This window comes from Shewanella loihica PV-4, from assembly GCF_000016065.1.
Classification (GTDB): Bacteria; Pseudomonadota; Gammaproteobacteria; order Enterobacterales; family Shewanellaceae; genus Shewanella; species Shewanella loihica.
The window spans coordinates 2,588,949-2,607,426 of the sequence record NC_009092.1; the positions used below are offsets into that span (position 1 = coordinate 2,588,949).

Sequence of the window (18,478 nt, forward strand, 5' to 3'; positions counted from 1 at the left end):
TTCATAAGAGTTTAATCCTGTCGCATTTTGATTTAATCTTGAGCTATCACTAATGCATGAATGGATCACAAGCCCCTATGGTCGCCAATGAGAAAGACGAGGCCGGCTCATTAAACACCCAGTGGAAAAACAGCCTTACCTTTAAATTCACCATAGTCCAATTTGTGGTCGCGGTTCTGATCATCGCCTCAAGCATCTGGTTGATCTTCTCAACCGAGAAGAAACATCACATGGACACCCAGCTCTCGCTGAGCCAGAACTATGGCCTGGCGGTCATAGAGCAGCTGCAACAGGTCACCTCCAAAATCGAGACACTGGCGAACACCATAGGCATAGTGGGCGAAACCTATCGCGGCCAGGATGAGGTGGTCAAAGAGCTGATCCCTTCCCTGCTGGATATTGGCGAGCGCCATCAGCTGATCGCCGGCGGCGGGATCTGGCCCGAGCCCGGCATGTTCGGTAAACAGAAGACGCGCAACAGCTTCTTCTGGGCGCGGGACAAGCATGATGAGTTTCAATACCTGGACAACTACAACAGCGCCGAAGGCCCTGGCTATCATCAGGCCTTCTGGTATCTACCGGCGAAATATTTCCAAGATGGCCATACCCACTGGTCTAAGTCCTATGTAGACCCCTACACCAAGGAGGTGATGATCACCGCCTCAGTCCCCATGCGCGCCGACCACAGCTTTATCGGCGTGGCCACGGTCGACATCGCCCTGCGCGGCCTGGATAAGCGCTTTAATTTTTCCGACCAGAATCCCCTCTCTAAAGGATATATCCTAGCGCTGGACAGCTACAACAATCTGCTGGCGGATCCTTTCGACGAGTCTGATAAGCAGCAGACCGCCATGCTCGGCCAGCCGCTCTCTAGACTTATTCAGCGCTACCCGCAGCTCGCCCCCATCGCCAAACGCATAGAGACGATGGACCAGGCCTTTAGTCAGCAGATAATGACCAGCCCGGCCTATCGCCCCGAACAGCTCGAGAAAGTACTGGTACAGACGCCTAGAGAGGAACGAGACCGCTTAACCACACTCATCAATGCCTCTATCAGGGGAAGCCATGGCAAGACGCCCATAGTGACCCTGGAGCTAAGTAGCGATCCCCTATTTAACGAGCCCGTGCTGGTGTCGATCCTCACCATGGCCCAGACCCAGTGGAAGATCATCCTAGTAACGCCGCTGTCGAGCCTCGCATCCCAGGCCAACGCCATCGCGCTGAAGATAGGCGCGTTTCTGTTGCTGGCGCAGCTCATCGCCCTGCTCATTCTGTTTATCTTTCAGCACAAGCTCTTTATCCGGCCAATCTTTCAGATCGTCTCGGCGCTGCAAAGCGGTAACCTGGGCAGGCTGGAACTCGATGCCAACAAGCGCCACGACGAGGTTGGCCAACTGGCCAAGGCCTTTATCGCCCGCAGCAATCAGCTGGAGATCGCCTATGCCAGTCTCGATGCCAGCAACCTAGCGCTGGAGCAACAACTGGCGATGCAACAACTGGCGCAGCAGGAGCTGGAGAATAAGAAGGAGTTGATCAACTCCCTGCTCAACGCCTCGCAAAACCTCATCTGCATCAAGGACACCCACGGCTGTTACTCCTTGGTCAACGACAAGTTCTGCGAGGTGATGGGCATAGAGCGAGCCCGGGTCATCGGCATGCGCGACAGCGACCTCTATCCGGCGCATATCGCCGAGATCATCAATCACCACGACCATATCATCTTAGATAGCGATCAAGCCCAGAGCTTCGAACAGCCCATGCCCACGGTACACGGTGAGCGTATCTACCTGATCACTAAGTACCCAATCAAAGACAAGGATGGCAACATCATCGCCCTGGGTGCCATGGCGGTAGATATCAGCAGCCTCAAGGCCAAGCAGGCAGAGTTGGAGCAAACCATCAAGCTACAAGGGGCAAGAAACACAGAGCTAAAACAGGCCTTAGATGCCAAGCCACAAGCCATGGTAAAAGAAGGGATAGATCCCAAAGGACTGGCGCAGCTTAAACAGATTGAGCTGGCCCAGCAGGCTATCTTGCCTCAAGTAGTTCATCAGTTACTGCGCCAGGAGCTGCAAGCGCTAGAGCAGATCTTTATCCAGCTGCGTCAGTTAGATACGGCCGATATCGATGAGCCTCAACTAGCCAAATTTACCGAGGCCCTGACATCCCAGATAGACATCATACGCCATGGTCAATCCTTGATCAGCGCAGACATCACAGATGTTCGCGCCACTGTAGCCGACCTCTTCTTGCAAGACCTGGTGGCCATGTTAAGGCCTCAACTCGAGGCCAAGGGCGTAGCGGTGGAGATAGACTGTCCCCATCACCTGACACTGCCCATCTCACCCTGGCATTTTCTGGTGCTCTGCCACAGATTGCTCGGCAACAGCCTACAACATGCGTTTCCCGACGGTCAGGCGCTCAATCGACCGAAACAGCTGAGCCTAGGTATTCGCTATCGAGAAGGCTTGCTCACTCTGACTCTGAGAGACAACGGCCTGGGGATTGGCAAAGCTCGGCTGGAGAAACTCACTCACGCGCTAGACAGCAGTAGCAATAATAATGACAAGGGACAAGGCTCCCTCATCCATATCAATCAGTGGCTCAAGGCTCACTTCAACGGCAGACTCACTGTCAGCAGCCAGAGCGCGCAGTTTACCGAGCTGGTATGCGAGTTACATCTCGATAAGGCATAAAAAATCCCCGGAGGTAGCCACTTCCGGGGACGCTATTTTGTCTGCCTTGACTAACAGGTTACTTCGCGACGTCGACCAGATAGTGGCCTTGCAACCAGTTACGACCTATCAAGAGCTTGTTGGTCATCTTTGTACGGTCTCTCAGGTTCACCTTGACCTTATACTCCCTGCCCGGCTCACCCACATTGAGTTCCACCATGTAGCGCACCTCACTGCCCTGGGCATTGCGAATAAGCGAGGTTTCGACGATACGGGCATGGACACGTTTTGTTTCACCTTTCTCGTTTTCCGTGGTGAAAGCGAGCATCTTACCGACATTCTGCTCCATATCTTCGACGCCATTTTCCACCTTAAGATCCACCGCGTGTAGCGAGTTTTCTACCGCGCCGGTATCGATGCGGGTATCAAACAAGAGGCCAGTCTCCAGGATGCTGATGGGGGCTCTGGCACCTATCACACGCTTTTCAGACACATCCACCACATACTTGCCTTTTAGCCAGTTACGGCCGATCAGCAGCTTGTAATCCATGTGACCTCTGTCTCTGAGGTTTACCTTGACCTTGCGGGTCTCACCGGCAAAACCGACGTGCATCTCCACCATGTAACGGGTCTCAGTACCCTGAGAGTTGCTGACGGTGGAGGTTTTAACTATCTTGGCACTCAAACGCTTACGCTCACCGGCAACATTTTCTGTGGTAAACCAGATGGTCTTACCCACATTGTCAGCCATCTTCTTGGCGCTGCCCCCTTGGATCTCAAGGTCGAAGGCATGCAAGGAGGTATTACCTGCGCCGGTATCGATACGGGCTTGATAGACGAGCCCGGCTTCATCGACCGTCATCATGGCAGTCTGGCCAATAACGGCTTTATCGTCGCCATAGGCTGGCGCCAGCAGAAATAGTGCCACTAACGTTAATGCTTTGGTCAACGCTTTAGGGCTCAATGTTCTCAAGGTCAACATTCTCAAGGTCAACATTCTAATCATAAAAAAGATCCTAAACCCAATGAAACGAAGCCGACTGAGTGTCGGCCTATCTACAATCTTAATCCGGCAAACTCTCACCCAGCCAGCGCAGCGCCTCATCCGCCGCTTGCCGGGCAAATACCTTCACCGGACAGGGCGCCATATAGGCCATCACTTTGGCAGTATTGGCCACCCACTCACTATCTGTGATGATGGCGACTCTGGAAAAGTCCGTCAAATGAAAGAATCCTAATTTGGCATCATCCCACAAGGTTTCAACAGAAACCCCTTCAAATTCTTCACTAAATTCATACCAGAGCTTAATGGTTGAGTGATCTTGCAACTTGGTCTCTATCGCCGGAACCAAGGTCTGGTCATAGTCGGCCCGAGAGAGCACGCCTCTGGCTTTAACCGCCACGGTATCATGATGAAATCCCGACAGTAGTTCTATCATCAACCACTCCTTTTGAACTAATAAACAAAATGATAGACGAAGAGACAAAATAGCGTACAGGTACAGACACAGTGCACCAGGTGCTCGCTGATGTTGGGTCCTAATCGTATGTATCTGTAATGGCGTACAAACTGTACCCCCAGCCAGACCAAGATGAAGGGCACAAAGGGCAAGGAGATGACAAACGGAATGAACCCCCAGCCAAACGCCAAGGCGTTAGCACTAAAGATCTGAAATATGACCCAAAACAACACGAGTACCGCATAGATAACAAAATGTTGTTTACTGATAGAGGTTGCAGACATGCACACAAACTTCCCAATTTCGCACTTATGCTAACAGTAGGAATAAAGGCTGACATTCTCAAGCAGTGAGTTGTAAACACCTGTTTCGGATTGCAAAACCTAAGCTTGCATCTTGGCAATTTCTTGATCAAACAGATTTTTGATCAGTCCCGAAAACTCGGTAATAAACAGGGTCTGCTCTTGGGTGGCATTGTGGTTAGCCACCTTGGCTAAGATCTCTTCTAAGTCATAGACGATAGCGTCGACTTCGCGAATCACCATGTTGCGTTCGGCAAAGGTTAAGGAAGGATTTTGACCACACACCATGATGATCTGCGCCGCCAACTGCTCTTCGAACAACTCCATGACGGTGTCACCCGCTACCCCACCTGCTTCGGAGGCCTCAAACAGGCCTAGATGCTCGGTAAGATATTGTATTAGATGTATGTATCCGTCTTTATCAGTAACCATTTTTTACCCTAAACACACGACTTATATATGAGCATGGTATAGCCCATGCTCAATATCCAGTTTCTACCGCCATTATGATATAAATCGAGTATCCAATCTTGTTGTTAGTGCACGTTTTTCTATCGCATTAAGGTTAACACGAAAGAAACCGGTACCGCCTTGCTGATGGCTGGCAGACCGGCTATTTCTCTGAGCTTCTCAACCCCAGGTGTCAGGCCAAAGTCACCAGCATTGACCACCAGTGGCGCCTCACTGGCCACCATCAACTTATCACCGGCCACCTTGGCTACACTCACCATCACAGGTAGAGTCTGGGTCTTACCATGCAGGCTCACCTTAGCATCAACACTCATCGACATTATGGTGCCGACACTGGCTTTGTCGATCGCCTGTCCGTCGAGACTGGCAGTTAATTCGACGCTCGGATACTGAGCGGTTTCGAACAGTATCTCTTTCATGCGCTGGTCGCGGATCTCCACATTGGTGACCACGCTGTTAAGGGGAATAGACAGGCTAAAGGCGCCGGCGTCGCTAAGCTGGCCCGAGACTTGGGTAAAGTGATGCACCTCTGCGATATCGCCCTTCTTGATTGAGATAAAGTTAATCCGTGAGCCCTGGTTACTCACCAGCCAATCGGCCGAATAGGCGTTTAAGCTTAAGATCCCAAGTCCTGCTGCCATGATCAGTGTTTTCATTTTACGCTCCATTTATAACCCTAAGTCCGTCGAAACCTCTGCGATGAAACCCAGCTAGTTTAATGATTAGCAAGGTAATCTTATCTATATTAGCCTAATACAACAGATTATGAACCACTAATATTTATCCCAATAAAAAAGCCCTAACTCAGTTAGGGCTCTTGCTAGATAAATGACATGCTGTCAGTTAGGCTTTCTTCTTCGCCTTTGGCTTAGCCTTGGCTTCGCTTACCCACTTACCGCCGACAAACTTGGCCGTCCAACCGGTCGCCTTACCATCGATTTCGGTTGCCACATACTGCTCCTTGGTCTTACGGCTAAAGCGCACAACCGCCTTATTACCGTCTTCATCCGCTACAGGGGCATCGGCTAAATATTGATACTTGGGCCATAAGAGCTCACGGTACTTCACCAGCTCTTCCACCAGAGGCGCGCGGGTTTCACGGGATTTAGGGAAGGTGCTCGCGGCCAGGAAGATGCCTGCGGCGCCGTCTCTGAGCACGAAATAGCCATCAGACTTGGTGCATTTCAGCTCTGGCAGGTGGATCGGATCTTCCTTCGGCGGAGCCACTTCACCATTTTTCAACAGTTTACGCGTATTCTTACACTCACTGTTGGTACAACCAAAATACTTACCGAAACGGCCATTCTTCAGCTCCATATCGTTGCCACAGCGGTCGCATTCGATAATCGGCCCTTCGTAACCCTTGATCTTAAACTGCCCTTGCTCGACTTCGTAGCCGCCGCAGATGGGGTTATTACCACACACATGCAGCTTGCGCTTCTCATCGATAAGATAGCTATCCATGGCCGTGCCGCAAACATCACATCTGTGCTTGGCGCGCAGTGCATCGGTTTCGGCATCTTCGCTGTTCTCGCTGACGGCCTCTTCGCCCGGCGTCAGGTTCATGGTCGTCTTACAGCGCTCTTTCGGTGGCAAGGCATAACCTGAACAGCCCAGGAACACGCCGGTAGTACCGGTGCGAATGCCCATTGGGCGTCCACAGGTGGGACAGGCGATATCGGTCAGCACCATCTCGTTAGGGCGCATGCCGCCCTCTTCTGGCGGTAGCTCGGCCTTTTCAAGCTGAGCGGTCAAGCCTTTATAGAAGTTATCCAGCACCTTCTTCCATTCGAGCTGGCCCTGAGCCACGTTATCTAGGGTCTGCTCCATGCCGGCGGTAAAGTCGTAACTCATCAGCTCTTCGAAGCTGCCGATGAGGCTCTCGCTAACGATCTCACCCATCTTCTCGGCGTAGAACCGACGATTCTCAACCTTCACATAGCCACGGTCTTGAATGGTCGAGATGATGGTCGCATAGGTCGATGGACGACCAATGCCACGCTTCTCAAGCTCTTTCACCAGTGATGCTTCGCTATAACGCGCGGGCGGTTTAGTGAAGTGCTGCTTAGGTAACAACTCTTCTAATGCCAGCACATCGCCTTCGGCAACCATCGGCAGCGTGTTGTCTTCCTCGTTTTTCTTCTTAAGCGCGGTCTGAACCCGAGTCCAACCGTCAAACTTAAGGGTACGGCCACTGGCCTTGAGTTCGTAATCCCCTGCGGTCACGGTCAAACGCGTCGCATCATATTTGGCTGGGGTCATCTGACAGGCAACAAACTGGCGCCAGATCAACTCATAGAGACGCTGGGCATCTCTTTCCATATCGCTAAGGCTGGTGGCACTAACGTTCACATCGGACGGACGAATCGCTTCGTGAGCTTCCTGTGCTCCCTCTTTGCTGCCATAACGGATCGGCGCATCGGGCAGATACTTATCGCCATACTCCTTGCCGATCATGTCACGCACACTGTCGAGGGCTTCCTGACTCAGATTGGTCGAGTCGGTACGCATATAGGTGATATGACCCGCCTCATAGAGACGCTGGGCCATCATCATGGTCTTCTTCACGCCAAAGCCGAGACGGGTACTGGCCGCCTGCTGAAGCGTCGAGGTAATGAAGGGCGCCGAGGGCTTACTAGAAGTCGCTTTGACTTCACGGCTAGAAACCTGGTACTTGCTGTCTTTTAGTGCGTTTACCGCAACCATGGCCTGCGCTTCGTTTACAGGGTTAAAGTTATCCCCCTTAAACTTAGCCACCTGCATCTTGAGCCCTTCGTTACCTAGGGTAGTCAGCTCGGCATGAATGTCCCAGAACTCTTCAGGTACGAACGCCTTGATCTCGCCTTCGCGCTCGACCACAAGACGCGTTGCTACCGATTGCACACGCCCTGCAGAGAGGCCACGGGCCACTTTTTTCCACAGCAGAGGTGACACCATGAAACCCACTACGCGATCGAGAAAACGTCTCGCCTGCTGGGCATTGACCATATTGGTGTTGAGCTGAGACGGATGGCTGAACGCCTCTTGAATTGCGCTCTTGGTGATCTCGTTAAAGACCACACGCTGATAGCGCTCCGGATCCCCACCAATCACTTCTTGAAGATGCCATGCAATTGCCTCCCCCTCTCTATCCAAATCGGTTGCGAGGAAGATATGATCTGCATTTTCAGCAAGTGACTGTAATTCTTTGACAACTTTCTCTTTGCCCGGAAGCGTCTGATACTTGGCTTTCCAGCCTCGCTCTGGGTCGACGCCCATACGCGCAACCAGGGCTTTCTTCGCTTTGTCAGCCTTATATTTAGCCTTCTCTTCGGTGGACATCTTGCGCACTTCGGCGGGCGATTTAGTCGACGAACTGGCGTCACTGGAGGATGAGGTAGGAAGATCACGGATGTGACCCACACTCGATTTTACGATGTAATCTTTGCCGAGATATTTGTTAATAGTCTTGGCTTTGGCCGGTGATTCGACAATAACTAGCGATTTACCCATAGAATGATCTGCGCCAAAAAGTCTCAAAATTCTGTAAATTGGCTCCATATATAGAGGGTTGTATCAATAGTTTCAAGCTAATCCCTGTTTTATTTGTTACGGCGAGCCAATTTTTAACCGTTTTTGAAAAAAATGTGAAAAATAATATTGCGTAATTAAAAACTAATATTTCATTATTCCCCAACTAGCAAGTAATACTTATGCATTTCTGAGCCAATATCACAGATAAGGCACCATTCCCCTAGCTTGTTATGCCCCAAAGCTCAAGTATACTGGAGCACAAATTCAACGAATTACGGCGCCACCTCAGCCCTGTGTTGACGCCCTATTAAAGCAATAATAACTTGAAGGATATGCAATGAAGCATTACGAAGCGAATTTTGATGGACTCGTCGGACCGACTCATAATTATGCGGGCCTGTCATACGGTAATGTGGCTTCTTTAAATAACGCCGCCGCAATATCCAGCCCTAAGGCGGCTGCGAAACAAGGCCTCAAGAAAGCCAAGGCCCTCGCCGATTTAGGCTTGGCCCAAGGGATGCTTGCCCCTCAGGAGCGCCCAGATCTTCACACACTGCGTCGAATTGGTTTTTCTGGTACAGATGCCGAAGTATTAAATAAAGCCGCCAAACAAGCCCCTGCGCTCCTTAGAGCCTGTTGCAGCGCCTCAAGTATGTGGACGGCCAATGCGGCAACTGTATCACCAAGCGCCGATACCCATGATGGCAAGATCCATTTCACCCCGGCAAACCTGGTAGACAAACTCCATCGCAGCATTGAGCCGGTGACCACAGGTAACATACTGGCCGCCACCTTTAATAATTCGCGTTACTTCCACCACCATCAACACCTGCCTGAACACGTGAGCTTCGGCGACGAAGGTGCGGCTAACCATACGCGTCTTTGCAGCGAATACGGTCATGCTGGTATCGAACTCTTCGTCTACGGTCAGGAGGCTACCAACCCTAACGCACCAAAGCCAAAGAAATACCCGGCGAGACAGACTCTCGAAGCCTCACAAGCCATCGCCCGTCTGCATCAGCTCGATGATGAGAGCAGCGTCTTTATCCAGCAAAACCCAGATGTCATCGACCAAGGCGTGTTCCACAACGATGTGATTGCCGTGGGTAACCAGAATGTGCTCTTCTACCACGAGCAGGCCTTTGTCGATACACAAAAGAAACTGGCCGAAATCCAAGATAAATTCAACGGTAAAGAGCTTCACTTTATTGAAGTCCCTACCGCCAAAGTCGGCATTCAGGATGCAGTAAAGAGCTATCTATTCAACACCCAGATAGTCACCCTACCAAACGGTGAGATGGCAATTATTGCGCCGACAAACTGTCAGGAAAATGAGGCGGTATATGCCTACCTTAACGAACTCGTCACCTTGGGCACACCGATCAAGCAGGTGCACTATTTCGATGTGAAGCAGAGCATGCAAAATGGTGGTGGCCCCGCCTGTCTGCGCCTGCGCGTCGCCATGAACGAGACCGAGCTTGCTGCCGTCAACCCCAACACCTTGATGAATGATGAGCTGTTTAACAGGCTGAACCTCTGGGTAGAGAAACACTATCGTGATGAGCTCGCCATCGACGATCTCGCCGATCCACAGCTCATCGTCGAATCGCGCACCGCGCTGGACGAACTGACACAGATCATGAAGCTCGGCAGCGTGTATCAGTTCCAGAAATAGCGATTAATTACTAAGTTAAAACTGAAAAGCCATCTGAAAAGATGGCTTTTTCACTTAATGCTAATATCAGGTGCTTACAATCCCTTGTCTAAATTTCTCCCATAGTGACGTAATTCTAGCCCAACATCTCACATAAGAGTTTAAATCAATATAATCAATAAGTTAGCCGATTTCGACCCATGATTTTTATAGTTAAAGCACCTTCTATAACTTACCATCAAATTATATTTTTACTTCAGACGATTTCTATTTTTAAATCAACTCTTTGGGATGTAAAAATCCACCTGCATAGCAGGTGGATTTGCTTTTGAGGTACTCAATAAGGGTGCCATAGAGATTTTAGTGTTCTCTATGACCTACTTTCGTCTTCAGCAACATTATTTTAGTTTTCACTCTTCCTCAATCATTCCACCACAGGCAATACCTAAACCAGAATAATCACAAAATTATTCAAACACTTAACAACAAAGATGTTTTGAGTAAATAGGGAAAGATTGAAAATACGAGAGATACTGTCTAGGAGAAAGTACGGGCATAGCCCAGAAGGAACGATCACCACCTCCATAGGAGGTGGTTTCAGATTGCCCAAAAAAAAGCGCACAGTAAACTGCGCGCTTCTATAAATAACCAAATTCAATTTAGTGAATCGTGATTGGAATTTTTGCCAATTCACTAATATCACCCTTAGGCGTTGTTGCTTCAATTATAAGCGTACCCGCATCTGGTTGATCGGCACCTTTAATAGTCACACTATAAGGTTCCGCTCTATTAACATTGGTTGATGTAACCGTATAGCTTCCCTTACTTGCCAAGCTACCTGCTGATGGAGTAAAAGTTATTACTGTTCCCTGTGGCAGTGGTTGGTTGTGAAGATCACCGACAATGATCGACACACCACCCGTTGACTTGCCCAGGATATCGATCGTTTGGTTTCCATTAAGACCTTTACAAGGATCGTCAGTAAGTGACGCATCTTCAGTACAGCTATCCACAATAATAGGAGTGGACGCTACGGCAGTGCTTCCTGACATAACTAAAACCAAAGAGGCTCTTACGTCTAACGATTTCTTCACCGAAGAACACCCCGCGTGCGGCGCACCAGTTTCATCTAAGGCGCACAAACTACCATTATATAGACCATCAGCTACATCAAACTCTTTGTTATTATTAAAATCAACAAAAGTTTCGGCATCACCACCAGCTTCGCCATCGAACTTTGGATTGTATAATCCATCTTCATTATGGTCGACGAAAGCTTCATCTAAATCATAAGGGTTACCCGATACGTCCTGTTTAGTTTTAAAGTCTTCAAATTCAACTAAATCGAAACGACCATTTCCGTTAAGATCGGGGAAAGACTCTTCACCGATTGCTCTCGCCAAAATAGTCACGCGTCCGCCATACGGTTGCCCAATGTCGGCTCCCAGCGTAGGTTCTTGGCCAAGTTCAAAAAGTGTCTTACCAGTAGGTCTTGGGTTTTGGCTCTTCCACTTCACCGAACATACACCATCCTGTGTCGTACACGATGAATCAATTACGCCACCCTCTGTTGTAAAGGAGACCGCAGTGCCATCAGGTACAGGGTTATTAAATGCGTCCGCCAAACGCGCAGTTATGTTAACTTCGACACCATCATAATCCCAACCTTCGGGGTTAAGAATATCAGCAGAAAGCGAAAAACTATCCTGATCCGGTAAACCTGTCGATATAACCAATAAATTAGATTGACTTGAAATCTCAGGTGAACTGCCGTCAACAACCGCAGTTACTCTAACAGATGTAGCAACGGTACCAGAGTTAACCACTGTTTGCGCTATACCTTGGCTGTTAGTCGTTGCAGTTGTCGGATCAAGTACAATATCACCAGTATCCGAGTTAAGCGAAAAATTCACCCTTTGATTGCTGACAGGATTACCATTCTTATCCATCACCTGGAATTTAACTGTTGATGATTCAGCGCCTCCAGTTCCCTTTAATCGAATAAGTTCAGGTATTGCTTCAACAAACTTAATACTTCCTACACTAGCCGACAAAACGTTGAGTGTAGCCTTGGCTGACAACGATTTACTACCAACGACTGCATTCACATTAATAGCATCGTCACCCACACACCCCTTTGCAAGGTAAGTTGTGGTCGCTACACCATTTACGGCTACAACAGGAGAACTGATTTCTGCTTCTGCTGGTGTTTTATTTGCACAAACAGATGAAAACTTAACTTCAACCGGCTCGCTAAAAAGATTACCGGCATCATCTTGAAGCGTAACAGAGATACTCGCCGTACCGCCTGCAGAGACAACAGCAGGCGAAACAGCGGCTACTTCAGATTGGAACGGATCACCACTTCCCATCAACACATTTGTCGCCCCAACTTTAAAGACTAATTCAGCCTTTTCCCCCGTTACAAGTGTTGCAGTGGCAATGCCCGCACCAGGCTGAGAACCAGCTAATATCTGTACATAAGCTTTACCATCTTCTGTGGCAGCGGTCTCAATAGGTAGTTCGCCAATATCACTAGTGAACTTAACAATCGTTGCTTTGGAAATTCCCGTTACTGTAGCGACCAAATAACCTGGCGATAATGAGGATATAGTGCTAATCGGAGTCATAGTGGCTAAATCGTCAACTAATATCAGAGCAACTTGCGCACCACCTGTTGCTGCGCCGCCATCACCTTGAGTATTAAAAGAAACGGAAGCTTCTACTGTCGTACCGCCTATAGTTTCATAGGATGCGGTTATCTTACCTGACCCCAACTTATCTCCAGGAAGTACATCTATCGAGACTTTACCATCAGCATCACTAACACCACTATCAGGAGTAAGCACCCCTTCCCCTTGAAGTGAAAAAACTATTCTGCCTCCAGATAAAGGAGAACTATTTTTAGTTAGGGTTGCATATAACTTCCCAGGTTGAGCATTGGAAATGTCAGTAGTTGGTTCACCACTTCCATTAACTAACGCAAGCGACAAACTATAAGAGTCCTCACCTGGAGTCGGCGTACCGCCACCACCATCTGTGACATTTCCCCCGCCGCTACAGGCGACAATAAAAAGCAAAAATAAATATGAGGTAAAAACTTTAAACGCTGACTTCATTGTCAGACTCCCTGTTACTCAGATTATCATTAAAAGCATCTGCTTATTACTTATAGGCTAACATTACACAATTTTCCCATAACTTTTCCATCACTAATCGCAATTAAGGGCGTAAAAGTGACAAAAACTTTAACTATTTAGCCGTTTCATCACCTAGGGTTTCTTGCTAGGCTTTAGGTGCAAATTGAAAAGCATAAAAATAATACAGGAAGCACTATGGCTGGCACGCAAAACAAAAAATTAGGCCTCACCGGAAAAATACTCATTGGTATGGCCGGAGGCATTTTAACCGGGCTACTGCTACGCAGTTTTTTCCCCGGTAGTGAGTTTATCGAAGAGTATATTACTAACGGCTTATTGAACGTGGTCGGCAGTATTTTTATCTCAAGTTTACAGATGTTGGTCGTCCCTCTGGTCTTCATCTCTCTGGTATGTGGTACCTGCTCGCTAAGTGACCCATCATCCCTTGGCAGGCTAGGCGGAAAAACCATCGCTTTTTATCTGTTTACCACGGCGATTGCTCTTTCTATGGCCATTTTGGTCGCGCTGCTCGTTCATCCAGGTAATGCCTCGCTAGCGGCAGAGAACATGCAGTACAGCGTTAAAGAGGCCCCTAGCCTTTCGGACGTATTGATCAACCTGGTTCCCCGCAACCCGATACAGGCAATGACAGAGGGGAATATGCTGCAGATCATCATCTTTGCAGTGATCTTTGGCTTTGCCATTTCCCATATTGGCGAGCGCGGCAAACGTGTATCGGCACTATTTAATGACTTAAATGAAGTGATCATGCGTGTGGTTACCCTCATCATGCAGCTAGCCCCCTACGGTATATTTGCCCTCATGGGTAAACTCGCCTTAACCTTAGGTCTCGAGACATTTGAAAGCGTCGTTAAATATTTCATGGTAGTACTGGCGGTGTTATTAGTGCACGCCTTCGTGAGCTACCCTGTGCTATTAAAACTCTTCTCCGGACTCAGTCCCTTTACCTTTATTCGTAAGATGCGTGATGTGCAGCTGTTCGCCTTTAGTACGGCCAGTTCAAATGCCACGCTGCCAGTGACACTAGAGACCTCTGAGCACCGTCTAGGGGTGGATAATAAGGTTGCCTCTTTCACTCTGCCGCTGGGCGCCACCATTAACATGGACGGTACGGCGATTATGCAGGGTGTCGCCACAGTCTTTATCGCCCAGGTATTTGGTATCGATCTCACCATCACCGACTACGCCATGGTGGTTGTCACAGCAACCCTCGCCTCTATCGGCACGGCGGGCGTTCCAGGCGTCGGTCTTATTATGCTGGCAATGGTACTTAATCAGGTGGGTCTGCCTGTTGAGGGTATCGCCCTTATCATGGGGGTCGACAGACTGCTGGATATGGTGCGCACCGCGGTCAACGTGACTGGCGACTCGGTGGCGACTGTGATCATCGCCAAATCGGAAAATGCCTTTAACCAGGCAACCTTCGATGATCCTCAAGCAGGTAAGACGGCGGGCAGCTTCGTCGATCAGGTAAACGCCGAGCTCAAAGAATAAAAATGCTAGATATCATCAATCTGTAAAAAGGAAAAAGGCGTCCAATGGACGCCTTTTATATTTGTATACGGTAGAACTAGAATTAGCTTAAACAAGCCTTTCTAAAACTGCATAAGCCTGTTTCAAACTGCCAAAGCCTATCTTTCCCAGTAGGCTTCTTCCAGGCTGTCTTCCCGTTCAGGCAGGCCGCGAGACAGACGTGGACTGTGCTGCGCCAACACCTCGTAGGCTACACGGTTGGCATACTTACAGATCTGCGAGAAAGAGGAGTAACACAGGCCGTCGCGCTTATGCTTGCTCGAACCCGGCACATTGGCCTTATGATAGGTGTTAGAGGCAAGGTCGTGCAGCAGCGCCGCCAGCGCTCCATCACCCGCGCCATTGGTGTTACGTATGATCTCAGGACCGCCCATGTATGGCGAGATATGCGCAAATACCTTAATAGGGGTCTGACAGTCACGCTTTAGCTTAGGTCTTGAGAACTCATAGCGGTTAAACTCTGGAATTGCGCCAGGTAGCAGCGTATGACTGGTTTCGCGCTTCTCTGAGTCCTCGGTATAACCCGCTGTGTAGAGCCCCAGCGGGCCTGCCGTGGTGAGCACCATATCACACCACTCAAGCGCCGCGTTGCTGGCACTCAAGGGGTCTTTAAATCCTGTCAGGGCTTCGCCCTCATCTTCGTTCATTGCCAGTATGGTGACATTTTCCTTAATGAAATCGATCCACCACTGTGGATCTTCCTCAATAAGGAAGCGTGTTCCCAGGGTCAGTACCACAGGCACATCTGCCGCCTTGGCGTACTCTATGGCTTTTAACGCCGCATCTGTGATCTTATCGCCACCGCTTGCGCGCATCAAATAAGCGGTAAGCACTAGCGCCGACGAGGTCTGCACTATCTCTTGGTCGATATATTCCGGCGTAAGCTTATCCATCGAGCCCTTGCTGATGGCAAAGGTACGTTCACCGCACTCTGAGATCAGGGTGAAACAACGACCGATAGGCCCATCGACCGGCTGCAGAAAATTAAGATCTACCTTAGAAGAGGTGTTGCACAGATAACGATAGGCGTAGCTGCCCACCTCGATGTGGTTGCTCATCACCCCAAACAGCACTGAGCGATCGTCGGCGAGAATAGAGTAGTTGTGTACCGTGTTACCTATGGTGCCACCGGCAAATTCATCGCTGATCAGCTCAGAAGACTTCAGTTCGGTGTAAAGCTGGTGCGCCTTCTCGTCATCGATCAGCGTCGAGTTTCCTTTCGGCAGGGCGTAACGGCTAAGCAGATCGTCCCCCACTTTGGCCTCGATGTCGACCAACGTCTGATCAATCCCGCTGATATGGGTGGAAATATGCTGCGGCTGCAGGGTTAACTGCGCCAATAATGGATCGCGATTCTTAACTGGAAAGTAATGTTTCGACTTACGTTGACCGGGAAACTTCATACAGAACTCACTCTAATGCATCCATGCAGAATCAAATAAGAATAAACAGCACACTAGACCCCCTTAGTCTGCTGTCTACCAGGCCGCGTTATGGTTAATGCCACGCGGACGCCATCGCCTCAAAAAAACGGCGGCAGATCGTACCATATAAAATAGCATCGGGCAGTGATTTATGCCGTTTACCTAAGATTCTTTGCTTAAGATTTAAGCCAGCCCGCCGCCTGTTGATCGACCAAGTCCGCGAGCAGCTGCATATGCGCTTCATCCTCGTTCAAACAAGGGATGAAATGATAGTCCTCACCGCCGGCCTCGATAAAGCTCTCCTTGCCGCCAATGGAGATCTCTTCAAGCGTCTCCAAACAATCCACGGCAAAGGCCGGACAGAGAATATCCACGCGCTTAACCCCCTTACCCGGCAAACTCTCGAGCAGCGCATCCGTTGCCGGCGTCAGCCACTCCTCCTTACCAAATTTCGATTGAAAACACAGGCGCCACTGAGACTCTGTAAGCCCCAAGGCCGCGGCCAGCAGCTCGGCAGTACGTTGACACTGACGCTGATAGGGGTCACCCTCGGTCACATAACGCAGGGGCACGCCATGAAAGGACATCAAGAGGCAATCGCCCTGGCCCTTATCTTGCCAATGACGCCGCACAGAACCTGCCAGCGCCGCGATATAGGCCGGGTGCTCGAAATACTCTTTACTGAAGCGGGTCTCAGGATAGTTGCGTCTGCCCTTATAGTCACTGGCGATGGCATCGAATACCGGTGCCACGGTGGAGCAGGAATACTGAGGATATAGCGGCAGCACCACCAGGCGCTCAACACCCTGAGCCACCAGCTTGTCTATCCCCGACGACAGTGAGGGATTGCCATAACTCATCCCCAACTCCACCGGAATATCGCTACCATGACGCGCTTTTAGAATCGCACTCAGCGCTTCACGTTGGCGCTCACTGATCACCATCAGAGGCGAGCCCTCGGGCCACCAGATAGACTCATAGAGCTTGGCTACGGCCTTGGGGCGCGTATTTAATATGATGCCATTGAGTATGGGTTTCCAGATCCAGGGATTTAGATCGACCACGCGCGGGTCGCTGAGAAACTGTTTTAAGAACTGCTTTACATCTTTAGGCGTTGGTGTATCGGGTGTGCCGAGATTAACCAGCAAGACACCAAGCTTAGCGGGAGATAAGTTGTCGACTTTATTCAAGAATTACTCTACTCATATTCTCTGGCAAGGATAGCGCTAGGCTAGCACCCACCCTTGCATAAAAAAAGCCCACCTAGGTGGGCTTTTTCAAATATGAGAAGCAGCTCATATAGCGCTTCACTTTATAGCAGCGGAATTAGCCAATCGCCTTAACGATAGCTTCGCTCACAGCGCCAACACTCTGGGTGCCGTCGAACTTGTTGTAGGTCAGCTTGCCTTGTTCGGCGACTTTACCATAGTACTCAACCAGCGGCTTAGTCTGCTCATGGTAGATGCCTAGACGCTTACGCACTGTGCTCTCTTCGTCATCGGGACGAATAGCCAGATCTTCACCGGTCACGTCGTCTTTACCTTCCACCTTAGGTGGGTTGTAAACGATGTGGTAAACACGGCCAGAACCTGGGTGTACACGACGACCGCTCATGCGCTTAACTATCTCTTCGTCTGGCACGTCAATTTCGATCACGTGATCGATATCGATACCGCTAGCCGCCATGGCATCTGCCTGAGGAATGGTGCGTGGGAAACCGTCGAGCAGGAAGCCCTTGGCGCAATCGTCTTGGGCGATACGCTCTTTAACCAGTCCAATAATCAGCTCATCAGAAACCAACTGTCCTGCATCCATCACTTTCTTGGCTTCTAGACCCAGAGGCGTTCCCGCTTTAACGGCTGCACGGAGCATGTCGCCCGTAGAAATTTGTGGCACACCGTATTTTTCCATGATGAATTGGGCTTGAGTACCTTTACCGGCACCTGGGGCACCTAATAGCATAATGCGCATCTGAGAGTCCTCTTATTTCGCATAAATTTGATTATTAGTTTTATCTGGGCGGCGATCTTCGCACAAATGGGCGCCTATTTGAAGGGCCGCATGGCCAGTTTTAATTCGACTTTAGGCTGATACCACAGATACCACCTTATAAAGCGACCAGGTCAGCATATATCACTGGTATGACGACCCGATGCAGAGACTCATTAGGGGCTGTTGTACTTTCAAGTTTAATTTTCGTTCAATCTAAACGCGTTTTGCACGAGGCGAGAGTCATGAAGCATAGTTACTCTATGTGAATGGCGAACAACCAAGAAATCGTCTGG

At 49.6% G+C, this 18,478-nt stretch carries 12 protein-coding genes; 3 read left to right on the forward strand and 9 right to left on the reverse strand.

Annotated features, from left to right (window positions below):
• Positions 1-56: 56 nt before the first annotated feature.
• Positions 57-2,696, forward strand: coding sequence for a PAS domain-containing protein (locus SHEW_RS11495; protein WP_011866016.1), 2,640 nt, complete (start codon positions 57-59; stop codon positions 2,694-2,696).
• Positions 2,697-2,754: 58 nt separating this feature from the next.
• Here SHEW_RS11495 and SHEW_RS11500 read toward each other — a convergent pair whose 3' ends face one another.
• The 5 genes from SHEW_RS11500 to topA all read right to left on the reverse strand — a co-directional run bounded on the left by SHEW_RS11500 (position 2,755) and on the right by topA (position 8,400).
• Positions 2,755-3,681, reverse strand: coding sequence for a putative ATP-dependent zinc protease (locus SHEW_RS11500; RefSeq protein ID WP_011866017.1), 927 nt, complete (start codon positions 3,679-3,681; stop codon positions 2,755-2,757).
• A 58-nt stretch (positions 3,682-3,739) separates the two neighbouring features.
• Positions 3,740-4,114: a SpoIIAA family protein gene (locus SHEW_RS11505; RefSeq protein ID WP_011866018.1), complete on the reverse strand. Its 375-nt coding sequence runs from the start codon at positions 4,112-4,114 to the stop codon at positions 3,740-3,742.
• Between the two features lie 404 nt (positions 4,115-4,518).
• On the reverse strand, positions 4,519-4,869 hold the full coding sequence (locus SHEW_RS11515) for a DUF3802 family protein (RefSeq protein ID WP_011866020.1): 351 nt from the start codon (positions 4,867-4,869) through the stop codon (positions 4,519-4,521).
• A 119-nt stretch (positions 4,870-4,988) separates the two neighbouring features.
• Positions 4,989-5,564: a YceI family protein gene (locus tag SHEW_RS11520; protein ID WP_041406644.1), complete on the reverse strand. Its 576-nt coding sequence runs from the start codon at positions 5,562-5,564 to the stop codon at positions 4,989-4,991.
• Positions 5,565-5,751: 187 nt separating this feature from the next.
• Positions 5,752-8,400 carry a type I DNA topoisomerase gene (gene topA / locus SHEW_RS11525; RefSeq protein WP_041406645.1) on the reverse strand — a complete coding sequence of 883 codons (2,649 nt, stop codon included), beginning with the start codon at positions 8,398-8,400 and terminating at the stop codon, positions 5,752-5,754.
• Positions 8,401-8,758: 358 nt separating this feature from the next.
• On the opposite strand from topA, the gene astB reads away from it, so the two are divergent.
• The gene (gene astB / locus SHEW_RS11530) at positions 8,759-10,096 is read left to right on the forward strand and encodes an N-succinylarginine dihydrolase (protein ID WP_011866023.1); all 1,338 of its coding nucleotides are present in this window, start codon (positions 8,759-8,761) and stop codon (positions 10,094-10,096) included.
• Positions 10,097-10,734: 638 nt separating this feature from the next.
• Here the strand turns inward: astB and SHEW_RS11535 are convergent.
• Positions 10,735-13,194 carry an Ig-like domain-containing protein gene (locus SHEW_RS11535; RefSeq protein ID WP_011866024.1) on the reverse strand — a complete coding sequence of 820 codons (2,460 nt, stop codon included), beginning with the start codon at positions 13,192-13,194 and terminating at the stop codon, positions 10,735-10,737.
• Between the two features lie 216 nt (positions 13,195-13,410).
• On the opposite strand from SHEW_RS11535, the gene SHEW_RS11540 reads away from it, so the two are divergent.
• The gene (locus tag SHEW_RS11540; RefSeq protein ID WP_011866025.1) at positions 13,411-14,730 is read left to right on the forward strand and encodes a dicarboxylate/amino acid:cation symporter; all 1,320 of its coding nucleotides are present in this window, start codon (positions 13,411-13,413) and stop codon (positions 14,728-14,730) included.
• Positions 14,731-14,867: 137 nt separating this feature from the next.
• On the opposite strand, the gene SHEW_RS11545 is transcribed toward SHEW_RS11540, so the two are convergent.
• From SHEW_RS11545 to adk, 3 genes are all read right to left on the reverse strand, one after another.
• Entirely contained in the window at positions 14,868-16,172 is a 1,305-nt protein-coding gene (locus SHEW_RS11545) for an inosine/guanosine kinase (protein WP_011866026.1), read from the reverse strand.
• Between the two features lie 197 nt (positions 16,173-16,369).
• On the reverse strand, positions 16,370-17,383 hold the full coding sequence (gene hemH, locus SHEW_RS11550) for a ferrochelatase (protein WP_011866027.1): 1,014 nt from the start codon (positions 17,381-17,383) through the stop codon (positions 16,370-16,372).
• Positions 17,384-17,519: 136 nt separating this feature from the next.
• Complete coding sequence (adk, locus tag SHEW_RS11555; RefSeq protein WP_011866028.1) at positions 17,520-18,164, reverse strand: adenylate kinase; 645 nt, start codon at positions 18,162-18,164, stop codon at positions 17,520-17,522.
• Positions 18,165-18,478: the final 314 nt, after the last annotated feature.